Origin of the sequence: Paenibacillus sp. FSL P2-0322 (assembly GCF_037975315.1) — a bacterium.
Lineage (GTDB): Bacteria > Bacillota > Bacilli > Paenibacillales > Paenibacillaceae > Paenibacillus > Paenibacillus polymyxa_B.
Map to the genome: position 1 here is coordinate 2,446,481 of NZ_CP150243.1, position 16,336 is coordinate 2,462,816.

At 46.1% G+C, this 16,336-nt stretch carries 12 protein-coding genes; 10 read left to right on the plus strand and 2 right to left on the minus strand.

All coding sequences use genetic code 11. The annotated features are described in order from the left end of the window. Window positions 1–3 precede the first annotated feature (3 nt). The 3 genes from MKY24_RS11020 (at window position 4) to MKY24_RS11030 (ending at window position 3,672) form a co-directional block, all read left to right on the plus strand. Complete coding sequence (locus tag MKY24_RS11020) at window positions 4–1,968, plus strand: sensor histidine kinase (RefSeq protein ID WP_076294853.1); 1,965 nt, start codon at window positions 4–6, stop codon at window positions 1,966–1,968. Then, entirely contained in the window at window positions 1,940–2,728 is a 789-nt protein-coding gene (locus MKY24_RS11025) for a response regulator (RefSeq protein ID WP_028542389.1), read from the plus strand. Before MKY24_RS11020 ends, MKY24_RS11025 begins: the two co-directional genes overlap by 29 nt. A gap of 131 nt (window positions 2,729–2,859) precedes the next feature. Beyond that, window positions 2,860–3,672: a DUF3891 family protein gene (locus tag MKY24_RS11030; protein ID WP_339201949.1), complete on the plus strand. Its 813-nt coding sequence runs from the start codon at window positions 2,860–2,862 to the stop codon at window positions 3,670–3,672. A gap of 115 nt (window positions 3,673–3,787) precedes the next feature. Here MKY24_RS11030 and MKY24_RS11035 read toward each other — a convergent pair whose 3' ends face one another. Then, complete coding sequence (locus tag MKY24_RS11035; RefSeq protein WP_023988334.1) at window positions 3,788–3,925, minus strand: hypothetical protein; 138 nt, start codon at window positions 3,923–3,925, stop codon at window positions 3,788–3,790. 257 nt (window positions 3,926–4,182) lie between these two features. On the opposite strand from MKY24_RS11035, the gene MKY24_RS11040 reads away from it, so the two are divergent. From MKY24_RS11040 to MKY24_RS11070, 7 genes are all read left to right on the plus strand, one after another. Beyond that, window positions 4,183–5,328 carry a glucose-1-phosphate adenylyltransferase gene (locus tag MKY24_RS11040; RefSeq protein ID WP_023988335.1) on the plus strand — a complete coding sequence of 382 codons (1,146 nt, stop codon included), beginning with the start codon at window positions 4,183–4,185 and terminating at the stop codon, window positions 5,326–5,328. Window positions 5,329–5,351: 23 nt separating this feature from the next. After that, entirely contained in the window at window positions 5,352–6,455 is a 1,104-nt protein-coding gene (gene glgD, locus MKY24_RS11045; protein ID WP_023988336.1) for a glucose-1-phosphate adenylyltransferase subunit GlgD, read from the plus strand. 45 nt (window positions 6,456–6,500) lie between these two features. Further along, a complete protein-coding gene (locus MKY24_RS11050; protein WP_339201950.1) occupies window positions 6,501–8,954 on the plus strand; it encodes a glycogen/starch/alpha-glucan phosphorylase in 2,454 nt (817 codons plus the stop codon). 190 nt (window positions 8,955–9,144) lie between these two features. Beyond that, window positions 9,145–9,696, plus strand: a complete 552-nt coding sequence (locus tag MKY24_RS11055) for a DUF2062 domain-containing protein (RefSeq protein ID WP_028542387.1) — start codon at window positions 9,145–9,147, stop codon at window positions 9,694–9,696. A 153-nt stretch (window positions 9,697–9,849) separates the two neighbouring features. Continuing rightward, window positions 9,850–10,866: a hypothetical protein gene (locus MKY24_RS11060; protein ID WP_339201952.1), complete on the plus strand. Its 1,017-nt coding sequence runs from the start codon at window positions 9,850–9,852 to the stop codon at window positions 10,864–10,866. Between the two features lie 157 nt (window positions 10,867–11,023). Then, window positions 11,024–13,699, plus strand: coding sequence for a YhgE/Pip domain-containing protein (locus tag MKY24_RS11065; protein ID WP_339201953.1), 2,676 nt, complete (start codon window positions 11,024–11,026; stop codon window positions 13,697–13,699). 406 nt (window positions 13,700–14,105) lie between these two features. Next, entirely contained in the window at window positions 14,106–15,080 is a 975-nt protein-coding gene (locus MKY24_RS11070; protein ID WP_023988341.1) for an aldo/keto reductase, read from the plus strand. A gap of 148 nt (window positions 15,081–15,228) precedes the next feature. On the opposite strand, the gene MKY24_RS11075 is transcribed toward MKY24_RS11070, so the two are convergent. Beyond that, window positions 15,229–16,209 (minus strand): multidrug resistance efflux transporter family protein, encoded by a 981-nt coding sequence (locus MKY24_RS11075; protein WP_023988342.1) that lies wholly within the window; start codon window positions 16,207–16,209, stop codon window positions 15,229–15,231. Window positions 16,210–16,336: the final 127 nt, after the last annotated feature.

Genomic DNA, 16,336 nt, shown 5'->3' on the forward strand with positions numbered 1-16,336 from the left:
TTCATGCCAGGCCGTGCACGTTCACAGATGAAGAGCCTGCTGCGCAGCACTATATGGCAGTGGATGAAGGGGACGGCCGATCGGCTTGGCGGTTGCTCTCTTCAAGTTAAGCTCATTGTCGCGTATATCGGAGTCATTTTAATTCCGGTGGTATTGTTCTCGCTATATACCTTTCACCAACTGTACGAGAATACCATGCAAGACATTACCGTACAAAATCAGTATGTGTTGGATACAGAGCTGGCCCATATTCACAGCAATATGGAAATTATGGAGCGAACCGCACAGCTTGCGATCTCAGATCGCAACGTACTTCGTTATCTGACCGAGGAACGTGAAATAAGCAGCGATGAGCTGGTCCAATTCAACTTGAATGTGTTTCCAAATTTACAGCACTTGCTGTACAGTAATCCCAATGTAGAGAACATTCGACTGTACACGAGTAATCCTCAGGCACATGAAATATGGCCAATGATTTTTAATGAATCACGACTGCCTAAAGCTTCCTGGCTGAAAACGGCCCAACTCCGACAAGGGAAAATATGGTGGGAAATGTACAAGGGGCCGAAAAGCTTACTTCTGGGGCAATCCCGGCAGGAAAGTGAGACAGTGCAGTATATGGCACTGCTGCGTGAAATTCAGTCTACCGGAGGAAGACACGCAGGGTTGGTAGAAACAAACATGAGGCTGGAGCTATTTTCACCTAGAGTATTTGGAATCCCACAACGTGACCGCGCATGGCAAATGTTCATTCTAGACGGCGACGATTCCAGCTCAAGGAACGCTGATAAACCAATGTCTTCTACCGATATAGCTACAGCTTCCTCTCAATCAGATTCAATTTCGATCCCTCTGTCCCATGTGCACCATCTGTTTCAGTCCCAGGTTCAGGGACCGGGTGGTGCTTTTGATTTTTCCTATGAGAATAAGCCTTATCTCGGCATGTACCGTTATATAGAAGGGTTGGACGCCTATTTGCTAAATGTGGTGGCGCTGGACGGTCCGCTGGGTGATCTCCGTCAGAAACGCAATGCCATGCTGCTCATTATTAGTATGCTGATTTTGTTTATGTCCGTCATTTCTTATACCCTGCATGCCTTCATTCTCAAACAGCTACATACACTGCGTGAATCCATGAAAAAAGTAGAGCAGGAGGGTGACTTTCAGCTTAGAATTCCAGTATATGGGCGGGGAGAAGTGGCTGAGCTGGCTCTATATTTTCGCAGTCTACTGAGTCGGATTAACGGACTCATTGCCGAAGCAGTACACAAGCAGGCCGCTGCTCAGGAGGCTGAGCTGCTAGCGCTCAAGCATCAGATTGATTCCCATTTTCTCTATAATACATTGGAAAATTTAAAAATGATGGCGGAGATAGAACGACAGTATCCGCTGTCGGATGCCCTTACTTCCCTTGGCTCGATGATGCGTTATAATCTCCAATGGTCGGGATCGTGTGTTGCTTTGCGGGATGAAATCCGCCATATTCAGCATTATGTGGCCATCATGAACATTCGCCACGATAACCAAATTGGATTGGAAATTCATCTATCGTCGGCGTTTATGGAACTGGAGATGCTGAAAATGTCGCTGCAGCCTGTAGTCGAAAATGCTATCAAGCACGGTTGGAGTGCATTGCAAAGCCCATTCAGCATCACGATTGAAGCCTGCCCTAAGCAGGATATTATAGAATTGCGCATACAGGATAACGGAGTGGGGATATCTGAAGAAAGAAGAAACGCCATCATGGCTGGTCTAGCGCGAACGGAAATGGATTCCCACGAGCCCGGGATGAATGGGGGAATCGGTTTGTATAATGTGCATCGCCGTTTGAGTATGCAGTATGGCGAAGAGTATGGCATAAGACTGGACAGCATCCCCGGACAATCGACGACAGTGACCCTGATTTTGCCTAAACGTTACATGATGAGGGGGGCAGACCATGACGACCAAGCTGTTGATTGCGGATGACGAGAAAAATATTCGAATGGGACTTCAAGCTATGATCGAACGGGAATTTTCCGGTCTATATGAATGTGTACTGGTCAAGGACGGAATGGAAGCCTGGCAGCATGTGAAGCAGTTTTTGCCCGAGTTGGTGATAACGGATATCCGTATGCCTGTTATGGATGGCATTATGCTGATGCAGCATATTCACGAGCTGGAGCCGGGTCGCAGACCTTTGGTAATCATTCTCAGTGGATATGACGAGTTCCAGTATGCGCGCGAAGCGATTCGCTGTGGGGCACGGGAGTATTTGCTCAAGCCGATCGTAAGGGAGGAACTGTTCGGTGCGCTGGCAGTTTTGAATGAGGAATTGAAGCAGAGGAACCACCTCATATACGATGGTGTTGTCAGCGTAGATAAAGATAGACTAGCTGGCGCGAGTGCCATCGTCGATAGAAGCGGTAGTATGACACGTGCTATCCAATACATCCATGCTCATTACAGCGAGGATTTGAATATGGCAGTAGTATCCAATTCAGTATCCTTGAATTATACGTATTTTAGTCAGGCGTTCAAAGCCTATACAGGCCTTAGCTTTGTTCAATATGTAAAAAGGCTGCGCATTACAGAAGCCAAAAAGCTGCTGGAGTGCCAAGGGGGCAAGATTTATGAAATTGCGGCTAACGTGGGCTTTGACAATGCAAAGCACTTTAACAAAGTGTTTCGTGAGCTGGAGGGGATGACCCCGCAACAGTTTCGAGTGCAGAATCAAAGGGGTAATTAGATATAAAGAGGCGGAAAACTTCACTGCCTTTTTAACCTTATCCTGATATAATAAACGTAAGCATAACCATCGCCTTCAATCAGAGAGTTTGTACACAATCACACGAATCGCCGAACGGAAGGGGAGAGCATATGGTTATTTATGAAACGGACCAAGCTTATATCATGACGACGCAGCATGACCATGCCCATATTTCAGGTGAGTTGGCTTCACAATGGGAAGATAGTGCCTTCAAGAATAGACGTCATAAGCAGGATTTTGTATATGCAGCAAGGGAGCATGATCGGGGCTGGATACAGTTAGACGCTGCTCCTTTCTGGAATGATCATGTGTCTGCACCTTATACGTTTATTGATTTTCCGCTCAATCCTCGTTTTGTTTTCTATCGTCTTGGGATTGATGAAGTCGAACAAGGTAATACGTATGCGGCGTTGCTGTGTAGCTTGATGTACAAGGAGCTAGTCGGACGGATCGAGCATCAAAACGCTCAGGACAAGCAGATTACGCATGCTTATCAGGAAGCGGAGGCACAGCGTCGTCAGAGGCTCAAACAGGAGCTGGCATGTGGCGTAACCTTCGACCATCAAGTGCGGACGGATGTACGGAGAATGTTGTTTTGTGACGAATTGAGTCTGTTTTTGTGCAGCCGAGAGCCGGGTACGCCTACAGCAGATTATGAATGGTTTGCTGAAGGTTTAAGCTTCCCGGCTGTTCGACATGAAAGCGGGCGAGTTTGGGCCGAGTGGCTATCGGATCAGACTGTAGGTCTTTCCTTTTTTCCTTTCAGGGGCAAGGTAGGGATTACTCATACCTTTAAGAAGGTGGACAAGGAGAAGATTCGTACCTTTGGTCTCCTAGAGGCTTACCGTTCTTCTGAATGGACGCATCGAACCTTTACCGTTGAACATATCATGGAAGTAGAAGAACATAAGGAGAATGCCTGACCGTCTACGGATACAGCCTCGAACAATATTTTGTTCGTAGACGCAGAGAAAAGTCAGAGCAAAGCCTCCCTGAACCATGCTTCAGAGAGGCTCGCTTTTTTCTAGCTTTAACATTTTACGATTTTGCAGATGTTTTCGCACGATTGACAATAGTCTGTACCTTATTCAATACCTTATCGCGTGCCCCTTTATTTTTCATCAGATACGTAACACCCATTCCCAATGCGGCTACCACCCATTTTTTATTCTTCATGAATAACGCCTCCTTATGATCATGTTGTCATACACGCTTGCTTTAAAAGCATCCAAAATGTGAAAAGATGAACGGGATTTTACGATTTAGTGATTCCTTGCACTCGTTCCGCATAACTATGATTTTACCCTTCTCCATCAAATCTTACCCGTTCCTTCGCCAATGAAACGATTACGACTGTCTTTTCATGTTTAATGGATATTATTAAATATCCCGCCACAATTGCTTCAGACGCACATGACAGGGAGGTCTTTGTTATGAGAAAGAAGGAAGTGGTTGCCATGCTGCTCGCCGGCGGACAAGGCAAAAGACTCAAAGGACTTACCCGTACACTAGCCAAACCGGCAGTATTTTTTGGAGGAACTTACCGCATTATTGATTTCCCTCTCAGCAATTGCACTCATTCTGGTATAGACACCGTAGGCGTATTGACCCAATACGAGCCGTTGGTGCTTCATTCCTATATCGGCGTTGGGAGCGACTGGGATTTGGATCGCCTGGATGGAGGAGTTTTTGTTTTACCACCGCACGAGAAAGAAAATGGAAACAACTGGTACAGAGGCACGGCGGATGCAATTTATCGAAACCTGCATTTCTTGGATCAGTATGACCCAGAGCATGTACTCATTCTGTCAGGGGATCACATTTATAAAATGGACTACAGTCGAATGCTCCACTATCACAAGGAGAAGGAAGCAGACTGCACCATTTCTGTCATCAATGTCACGATTCAGGAAGCCAAACGATTTGGGATATTGAACGCCGATGATGATCTGAAAATATATGACTTTGAGGAGAAGCCTGATCAGCCGAAAAGCACATTGGCCTCCATGGGCATTTATTTGTTCAAATGGGAGGTGTTACGTCGCTATTTACTGGAAAGTGCAAGCGATTCTGAATCCTCACATGATTTTGGCAAGGATATCATTCCATTGCTGCTTCAGCATGGCCGGTCGTTGTATGCGTACCCGTTTGCCGGGTACTGGAAGGATGTAGGTACCATTCAGAGCTTGTGGGAGTCCAACATGGATCTTCTGGTTCAGGATCCGCCTTTGGATCTGAACGATCCTTTCTGGCGCATCTATACCCGCAGTCCCAATCAACCGGCCCAGTATATAACCCAACGGGCAATCCTCAAAAACAGCATTGTAAATGAAGGCTGCATGGTGGATGGAGAAGTAAGGCATTCTGTACTATTTTATGGGGTCGAAGTAGGTGAAGGGAGCGTCATTACCGATTCTGTCATCATGCCAAACGTAAAAATTGGGCGCAATGTACGTATCCACCGGGCTATCGTGAATGAGAACATCGTTATTGAAGACAACGCGTTTATCGGACCTGAAGATAGTTCTGATGAGATTATTTTGTTCGATCAGGAAAGCCAGCTTCATGCACGAATTTAACCCGGACAAGGACGGTGTCTGCTATGAGCCGACTCATTGGAGTTATCAACCTGGATCACGAACTGGATCAGTTGAAGGAGTTGACCTATTTCCGGTGCGGGGCCGCAGTTCCCTTTGCCAGTCGATATCGGCTCATTGATTTTACCTTATCCAACATGATGCATGCAGGGGTGCATGATATTGCACTGTTTATCCGCCGCAAATACCGTTCGCTGCTGGATCATCTGGGTGAAGGTCGGCCTTGGGATTTAGACCGCAGACGGGGCGGGTTGTTTATTTTGCCACCGGACTGGAATGATCCGACGGATGCATCACGTGGAGATTTGCAGCATGTGCACAACAATCTGGACTTTTTCCATCGCTCATCGGGGCAAACCATTGTTCACGCAGGAACTCAGCATGTCAATAAGGTTGATATTGAGGATGTATACCGTTATCATCGGGAGAAAAATGCAGATGTTACCCTCGTATATAAACCCATCGACCAGCTCGAATCTGAGCATGCTCCTTGTGCACGACTGGAGATTGATGAGAACGGACGAGTGACTGGTATTCATCAGGAGCAGGATCATCATAATATTTATCTGGAAATGTTCGTAATGGACAAAGGCTTGTATCTGGATCAGGTGAAGCATTGCATTGCCCATCAGGATAATCATTTCTTTCGCGATGCCATCCAGAAAAACCCAAGTGGACTGCGCATTTATGCGTATCGTTATGAAGGTTATCATGCGGTCATTAATTCTATCGAGAGCTACTATAAAAATAGCATGAAGCTGCTGGATCAGGAGCAGTATCATGCACTGTTTCAGAATCAGCCGGTGCATACCAAAATCAAGTATGAAGCCCCGACCCGTTATACGCACAGCGCCGAGGTGGATCATTCACTTGTTGCCAATGGCTGCACCATTGGGGGCAAGGTCGAGAACAGTATTCTTTTCCGTGGAGTACGGGTGGAGGAGGGTGCGCGGGTAAGCAACTCGATTATTATGCAAAAATGCGTCATCCGTAAAGGGGCAGTTGTGGAGAATGTGGTTTTAGATAAAGATGTACAGCTTTCACCAGATCGAACTCTGATTGGAGACATTAGAGTTCCCTATGTCATTGCCAAGAATAGCGTAATTTAAAGGATATACTTAGCCATTAAAACGGAAATAACAGGAGGTACAACTTTGTTCAGCAATAAAGAAGCATTTAAGCAGGCTTTTCGAGAGCAACTGGTCGGAAGGCTGGGCAAACCGATGCAGGAGGCTCAGTCGGAAGACGTATATAAGGTTTTGGGTGGCATGATTCGTGAACAAGTCGGCAAGAATTGGGCAGAAACGAACCAAGCCTACAAAGAAGGACAAGAGAAGCAGATTTATTATTTTTCACTGGAATTTTTGATAGGTCGTCTATTGGGCAGTAATCTGCTGAATTTGGGCGTACTGGATATGGTTCGGCAGGCATTGGGTGAACTGGGCTGGGATCTGGAGGAAATTGAAGAACAGGAGGCGGACGCGGGGCTAGGCAATGGTGGTCTCGGCCGCCTGGCGGCTTGCTTCATGGACTCGCTGGCATCCCTTGGCTATGCAGGACATGGTTGCGGTATCCGATATAAATATGGTCTGTTTGAACAGCGTATTGTGGACGGCAATCAGGTTGAACTGCCGGATTACTGGCTACAGAAAGGGAATGTCTGGGAGGAACGTCGTCCTGACAAAAAGGTCGAGGTTCATTTTTGGGGAAGAGTGGAAACCCGTGAACAGGAGGGACGTCTTGTATTCGAGACACAGGATGTCGAAACGGTCTGGGCTGTCCCTTACGATATTCCGCTGGTGGGCTATGGTCATGCGCAGGTGAATACGCTGCGGATTTGGAGTGCGGAATCAGCGCTTGATCCCGTTCGAGGACCGATTCGAGGCGAGGGCGGTTATTACCGCTTTCTCGACTACAATCGATCGGTGGAATCCATCTCGGCATTTCTATATCCGGATGACTCCAATTATGAGGGGAAGCTGCTTCGCTTGAAGCAGCAGTATTTCCTGTGCTCGGCCGGATTGCAAAGTATTTTGCGTACGTTTGAGAAGCTTCGTTTACCTTATAGCCAGTTGCCCGATAAAATAGCACTGCACATTAACGATACACATCCGACGCTGGTTATACCGGAACTGATGCGTATTCTGATGGACGTGAAGGGCTTGGGCTGGGACGAAGCATGGGATATTACGACGCGAACCGTTTCATATACGAATCATACGATATTAAGTGAGGCGCTGGAACAATGGCCTGTCAATATGGTACGGGAGCTGCTACCTCGTATTTCCTTGATCATTGAAGAAATTAACAAACGTTATTGCGCTATGCTACTGGAGCGTTACCCAGGCCAGGACATCAAAATTGGTGAAATGGCGATTATTCACGGTGAACAAATCCGTATGGCTCACTTGGCAATCGTCGGCAGCTACAGCGTTAATGGGGTGGCTGCGCTGCATACGCAAATATTAAAGGAACGAGAGATGAAGTCGTTTCACGAGCTGTACCCTGACCGTTTTAATAATAAAACAAACGGGATTGCCCATCGCCGCTGGCTGATGCACGCTAACCCGGAGCTGGCAAGCTTGTACGATGAGACCATCGGCACACGTTGGAGGACCCGTCCAAGGGAGCTCATCGACCTGCTTCGTTACAGTGGGGACGAGTCGTTCAAAGAACGGATACAGGCGATTAAGCGAAATAATAAAGTCAGGCTCGCTGAGCATGTTTTTGCAAAACAGGGAGTACGACTGGATACGTCCTCCATTTTTGATGTACAGGTCAAACGGTTACATGGTTATAAGCGACAGCTGCTCAACATTTTGCATGTGATGCATTTATACAGTCAGCTTAAAAGTAATCCTGGCCTGGATGTGACGCCACGCACGTTTGTTTTTGGAGCCAAAGCCGCCCCCGGTTATTTTCTCGCCAAACAGACGATCAAGCTTATTAACAACGTGGCGGACACGATCAATCGGGATGTAGATGTCAAGGACAAGCTGAAAGTCGTTTTCCTTGAAAATTATTCGGTCTCGCTAGCGGAGCTGATTATTCCTGCGGCGGATGTCAGTGAGCAGATTTCCACGGCAGGCAAGGAAGCCTCAGGCACAGGGAACATGAAATTTATGATGAACGGTGCGCTCACAATAGGTACATTGGACGGAGCCAATGTTGAAATGCATGAAATGGTAGGGGATGCCAACATGTTCATTTTTGGATTGAAGGTGGATCAGATCGAGGCATATTACCGGGACGGCCAGTATTCGGCGCGCAAAACAGCCAATAGTGACGAAAGACTGCGTGAAGTGTTGGATCAACTCGTGAACGATGCTCCTTTTACGCGGCATGAACGGGAATTTGAGGCCATTTATCAATCCCTGATTGATCATAATGATGAATACTTTGTGCTCAAAGACTTTGCATCCTATGTGGATACACAGGTTCACATTGAACAAGTGTATCGGAATCCCTCGGAGTGGACTCGGCGTGCTATTGTGAATATGGCCCATTCTGGGAAATTTTCTAGTGATTGTACGATTCAGCAGTACGCGGCTGAGATTTGGGACATTGTACCTCTCCAAAACGATGTCAACAAGCGAATTCTGTCCTAAAACGGCGAAACAGGCGGAATAACATTGCTTTTCGAACGCTGAGGGTTATAATGACAGTATAGACATAAGTAAGGATGGGAGCTGTATTAACTCATTCCTGAACTTGAATAGTACTGTTGAAGGAGTCCTCCTATTGATAAAGCTCAATCCGAAAAGGCTCAAACCTCATAAATCGAAGAAGAAATATAATATGTTTCAAAATATATGGCGTGCGATTCGGCTGAATTTCATCAAGCTATTGCGCGCCCCTGGTGGAGTTAAAAAGATCTCTTTGGGCTTCGCCATTGGCTTTGCGCTGGAGATGATTGTGATTTCCACGGCTTCTCTGGTATACCTTGTTTTTTATCCGATTGTTCGTCTGTCCGGCGGCTCGTTGCCTGCGGCCATTGTGGGTAACGTTGTAGGTAAACTGACCTTTTTGCCAATTGTACTGATGCCATTCGCCAAGCAAGTGGGGGCTTGGATTTATCCATCCCATTATCCGGTACATGTCAGGGGCGGACGACTTCACGAGCATTCTTTTATGGAGCTGTTTCACGGCAACTGGTCTGTATTCAGAGACTTGCTGCACGGAGGCTTGCACATCCTGATCGGCATGTCGATTTTCGGTGTGGTGCTGGGCATTATCTCGTATTTTGTCATTCAGGTTCTGTATAATCGTTCGCTGCACAAACGGTTGGAAAAGCGGAAGTTGCGTCATGGTGCAGCATTTTCGGCGGCCAGACTGCTGAAGAATGGATAACGATGCATAAGAAAGAAGCTCTTCGAGCCTATTTATTAGGTCCGAAGGGCTTCTTTGAGTTGGGGCAAGCAACTTTTATTTTTGTATTACGTCTAAGGAATATATGTATCCATTCTTTTAAGTCTCTTTTGAGACATCAGGAGGAATTGCCCCATGAAAAAATGGAATTCTATCACTGCAACAGTTGCGGCAATATCCATGCTTTTGGGAACGGCTCCAGTTGCATGGGCACAGCAGCCCGCTGCTGCCATAGCTCAAAACGCACAAACTTCTGTTAACTTGGACCCAACCGCCACTAAGCGTTTAACAGATGTGCTGAACACATTAGCGGGGAAACAAACAATAAAGTTTACAAGCGCTGATACTGCTTTTGACTCATGGACGGTAAACGGTACTTTGAGCGGGACAGCTAATGCTGATTTCATCCAAAATTACGATTCCAAAAAGGGAATCGTGCAATCCACCAGCATTATTTATGATGCGGCTGATCTCAACAAAGTTATGGACAATAATCTACGCAGCAAGGTTGCATCGTTCCTGAAAACATTTGATTCTGATGGAGTGTTTAAAACGGATGCTGTCTGGCGTGTATATTCACCGGATGACGAAGGAGAACTCAAAAATTATTGGGTGCTATGGGGGCATGACCAGAGTCTCTACATTGACCTTGATCAAGGAAATAAAATAACGGCTAGCATAATGTATTCGCTTAAAGACGTTAAAGCTTCACTGTCCAACAAAGCGAATCGTTCGCTTAAAACAGTTGGTATTGCTTCGAGCAATCCGTTTGAATATGTGTTTCGTCAGCATGAAGGCAATGATACCGTTTGGAATTTCCGGGACGATAATGAGTTAAACAACGTGTTGATTGGGGTGAAAACTGGTAAAGTGTGGGCCGTAAAAAACGAGCTTGGCATGGATTGGACGGGGGAAAAGGATTTTGTCAAAGCATTCGCTAAGCCAAAGCTCAGCCAAACTCAGGCTCTTTCAGCCGCGAAGTCGAAAGTGCAATCTCTTTTCGGAATTAACCTAAAAGGATATACCGTAAAAATTAAGGATAACGAGTATACGTTCTCCCAAAAAGGCGCGGTTACTGTGGTGGGAAAAATCAATAAAAAAGGAGCATTATATTCCCTAGAGGCTATGCCCGCGAATGGAGTTCGAAATTAAGCAGAATGATTTTATTGAAAAGCGTATGATCTCTATAAGAGGCATACGCTTTTGACATATTTTGTAACAGGATTGGCTTCATTCGCTCGAATCGTTTACAATACGTGTGCATACAACAATGGACGACAGGTTAATGTACATACAAGGAGTGATGAAGTTGCGGAAGATATGGCAAATCTACTTAACAGACTGGAGAAATGTATTCAAAGTATCAACCGGGACTTTATTAGTCATTGGCATTATTCTTTTGCCTTCTGTCTATGCATGGGTGAATTTGAAAGCGATGTGGGATCCGTATGCGAATACATCTGGGATTAAAATTGCAGTAACCAGCCAAGATCAGGGTGCAGAAGTGAATGGTAAAAAGATTAATATCGGCGATGAGGTTTTGCATAACCTTCAAAATAACAAGAAGCTGGGTTGGACTTTTGTCAATGAAGCGGAAGCACGAAAAGGTGTGTTGAATGGTGATTATTATGCCAGCCTGCTGATCCCGAAAGATTTTTCAGAGAAAATTACGAGTGTGCTGACGGAAAATCCGCAAAAGCCGGAAATTGATTACGCCGTAAATGAAAAAATTAATGCAGTAGCTCCGAAAATTACATCTTCGGGGGCAACCTCTCTAACGAACCAGATTAGCCAAAACTTTATTGAAACTGCCAGCCAGGCGGTATTGACGAAGTTGAAGGAAGCCGGAGTCAAGCTGGAGGAGGAGCTCCCGACGATTCGTAACATTGAGAACCGGGTGTTGGAACTTAATAATCGATTACCAGATATCGATAGGTTGGGCAAACAGGCATTGGAGCTGGAGCAAAATCTGCCCAAAATTAAGGCACAGGGACAAAAGATCATTGCATTGAAGGAGAAAATTCCTGAAATTAACCGTGCCGGTGACCTGGTGCTCAAAATTGACAAAAACATGCCTGAGCTGGACAAGGTAGCCGCTGTTATTTTGGATATCCAAAAAAGACTACCTGATATTCAAAAGGCCGGTGATCGAATTGTTGAACTAGATCAAAATTTCAGCAAGGTAGAAAGCGCACTGGCCACCGCCCTAGAGGACACGCAAACGGCTCTTAAAGTCATTAATGCTGCCCAGAAAGCACTGCCGGAAGTACAGAAAATAGCGGACACAGGCAAGGATTTTACAACCGGTTTACTCGAATTTCTGGACAAAAACGAGGGTGCGCTTGATTCGATTGGTACAGTAGTTAAAGAAGACTTACAACTGGTACAACAAATCGCGAATGAGTTTTCTCAGATTACAGACATTGTTCGTGGTGTGGATTTTGATCCTAAAGCAGCACAAGCTGCGGTGAATCGTGTCAGCGGTAGGCTGACAACTGCCGTGGGAGTGTTGGATCATATTTCTCAATTGTTGAACCGTGTGAACGGATACTTGCCAAGTCAACCTCTGGATTCACTTATTTCCCGTGTGAGCGGGGTAGAGGATCGTTTCCGTCGTCTGAATAGCACAGTAACTAGCATCGGGGATGCCATTCAGCGCGGCGAAAAGCCTGCGCAAAATCTACTGGATGACACTGATCGCCTTGCAGGAGAAATCAGTAGCGGAATTGACAGCATTTTGGGCAATTATGATACGGAGTATGCACCCGCCATCCAAAAGGCGCTGGATCAGATCAAATCCGTTGCCCGCAATTCTGCCAATGTGCTGACTACAGCTCAAGAGCAGCTACCGAATATTGAAAAGCTATTAAATGACGCACAGGCTGCAGCAGAATTCGGTCAGCAAGAGCTAACACGTCTCCAGCAGGATCTGCCACAATACCGTCAAAAACTGCATGAAGCGGCGACGACGATTCAGGGGCGCATGGGCGAGTTTACGAATGCTGTGAACAAAGCGGCAGACTTTGTAAATAACGATTTGCCAGCGGTTAAAAGTAAAATTCATCAGGCCGCAGATTTTGTGCGTAATGATTTGCCTAAAGCGGAACAGCAGTTTGTCAAAATGGCTGACTTAATAGAAAATAAATTTCCTGATGCAGAAAAAGCGGTACACCAAGTAGCCAATTTTGTAAGGACCGATCTTCCAGCTGCCGAGGATTCCATACGTCAGGCTGCAGACACAATTCGCAAGCTTAAGGGCGAAAATGCACTCGGACGCGCTATTGCATTGCTCAAGGGGGATGTGAAAAAGGAAAGTGATTTTCTCGGCAGTCCGGTATCGTTGAAGCAGGAGCGGATATACCCAATTCCCAACTATGGTTCTGCGATGTCACCTTTTTACACTACATTGTCGATTTGGGTAGGTGCGATGCTACTGGTCTCGATGTTTAGGGTAGATGTGGATGACTCGGAAGGACAATTTAAAAGCTACCAAGTGTATTTCGGACGGCTTATGACATTCTCCACGATTGGCATTTTTCAAGCGCTGAGCGTATCTCTCGGTGACTTGTTCCTGCTCGGGGCGTATGTGGATGCCAAAGTAGCTTTTGTACTATCGTCTATGCTGATCAGTCTGGTGTTTACGGCGATGACCTATACACTAGTTTCTGTGTTCGGCAATATCGGCAAGGGACTGGCAGTCATCCTGCTGGTGCTTCAATTCTCCAGTTCAGGAGGGACATTCCCGATTGCGACGAGTACACCGTTTTTTCAGGCGCTGAATCCGTTCGTACCATTCACCTATGCGGTTAGTCTGTTACGAGAGACAGTAGGAGGGATGTTGCCTTCAACGGTGATACGAGATGTGGTGATGCTGTTTGTATTTATCGGTGTTTGCTTCCTGTTTGGATTGGTGTTTAAGAAGCCGCTCAGCAAGCATACGAAAAAAATGGCCGAGCGAGCAAAAGAAACGAAATTGATTCCTTGATTGTAAAAAAAGAATGAGTTACGGTGGCTGAAGTGAGCCGCTCCGCGAAGGATTTGATCTTACGATCGCTGTTGCCACGGGATTCTTTGGATTGGATTAGGACATGACAAGGTAAGAATCCCATGGCAAAGGCGAACGCTTCGCTTCTCCAGATTCAAATTCTCCGCTCCGCTGCAACCGCCGTAAAGTCACTATTTTTTCATATGGAGTAGGTAGTATGGTAGGAGATGCCTCGTGCTTGCTGCTTCGGCGGTGCGTGGGGCTTTTTTGCATGCGCTATCCAACCTTAAATTGCATTTGGGGTTGTTTCAATGTGGTTTTTTCTGGTGAATAAACGGAGTATGGTCTTTTTTGGCATGTAATTTCGCGGAATTTTTAAAATCCTTAGGCAAAGGCGGGAAGCAGTATGGAGTATTCATACTTAGGAAAGTCAGGCTTGAAGGTTAGTCGGTTATGTCTGGGGACGATGAATTTCGGACCGGAAACCGAAGAAAAGGATGCGTTTAAAATTATGGATGCCGCACTGGATGCGGGCATTAACTTTTTTGATACGGCTAATGTATATGGCCATGATCGTAAAGGTTGGACAGAGGAAATTATCGGACGTTGGTTCCAGCAGGGCGGCGGAAGACGCGAGAAGGTCGTGTTGGCAACGAAGGTATACGGAGACATGAAAAATGAACATGACGGACCCAATGCAGGATCAGGCTTGTCTGCTTACAAAATTCGCCGTCATTTGGATGCGTCGCTGAAACGTCTTCAAACCGACCATGTAGAGCTATATCAAATGCATCACATTGACCGAAATGTGTCATGGGATGAACTGTGGGGCGTATTTGAGTCCGTGGTGGATCGGGGACAAGTTGATTATATCGGTTCCAGTAATTTTGCAGGCTGGCATATTGCGGTGGCGCAGGCAGAAGCGAAGGCACGGCGTTTTCTGGGGCTTGTATCCGAGCAGCATTTGTACAACCTGAACGAACGTTCCGCCGAGCTTGAAGTATTACCAGCAGCTCAAGAGCTGGGTCTGGGTGTGATCCCATGGAGCCCGCTGGCGGGCGGACTGTTGGGACGGAATGCGTTAGCAGGTACTGGTTCTCGCAGCGCACGCGCCAAAGAAAAGGTGGAGCAGAATCGTGCGAAGCTGGAGCAATTTGCAGCATTGTCCCGCGAGCTGGGTGAAAAGGAAGACGTGATTGCACTGGCTTGGGTACTGTCCCATCCGGCCGTAACGGCTCCAATTATCGGACCACGGACCTTAGAACAGTTAGAGGATGCTCTACGGGTACCTGAGGTCAAATTGAGCGAAGATGTGCTTGCCAAGCTGAATGAGATTTTCCCCGGTCCGGGAAAACCTGCGCCAGAAGCCTACGCTTGGTAAATAATACTTCGTACTCGTAATAAAACATCATTCTTTGTGAGAAATAATCGGCAAAAAAGCAGCAGATCAGGAGCTTCCTCTTTGATCTGCTGCTTTTTTTCTGGTGCCTGATCCACACTTGAACGACCGTAACAAGAATAAATATGCGCTAAATGGGATCTATCTTTTTAGATATGATTTTCTGAGTGGTTTTCTTATGATGTGTTACATAACTGTGTAGAATCATGCCGAGGATGACGATGAACATACCCATCCATGATAAAGGAGACGGCATGGGGATAGACAAAAAGATTAATTCTCCCATTAATGCAAAAAGAACTTCCAGAGATTGTGTTGCTTCTACGGTCGCCAGCTTTTGCATATTTCCACGAACCTGATCTGTAGCTTTAAAAAATAAAACCGTAGCGATCACCCCTGAAAACACAGCCACCAAAGCAGACTGTATCGTCTGATCCTTACTTGGCATTCCCGCGCTGAAAACTCCATATAACGAAAGCAATAACCAGAAGGGTAAGCTGGCTAATGTCATCCCGAGCACACGCTGATAGGCATCCAATCGTCCTGCACAGACTTCCATCATTTTACGATTACCTAATGGATAAGCGAATGAGGCGAGTATGACAGGCAGAATACCGAATAAAAAATCTTGGGTAGAAATGGATTGCGACTGTTCGACTTGCATAACAATAATGCCGATTAAAATAACGAGAGACATCAACAGTCCCTGGAGGGGGATTTTTCCTCGTATTTTGACAGGGCCGTTCTCCGTTTGGACAACCTCAGCAAATAAAGGGACAAGCAAAGAACCAGAAATGATGGTAATTTGCCAGGTTCCCGCGATCAACCACCCTGGTGAATAAGCCGATGCGAAGCATAACGGAGCATAAAATAAGCCAAATCCGATGAAGCTCCACCACAACCACGTTCCTGGTTGTTCCTTCATGACTTTCCAAAGAGGCTTAAGCTTTTGTTGGGTCATCACAATGACGACTAGAATAGGAACCATAAACAGATATCGCAATGAAGCACTCCAGATCCAGCTCCCGCCAGACAGCTCCATAGACCGGTTCAGAACAAATGTAAAAGCAAAAAAGAAAGCCGCCAACACACCTAACCAGATTGAGCGCATAGCATTCACCTAATTCTTTAAGTATCGTTATTTCTCATATTAATAACTTTAGATCATTCAATTCAAGAGTTTCTTACAGTTGACAAGGTAAGAGGGATGCTGTATATTACTGAAAGTTAATGTTAAT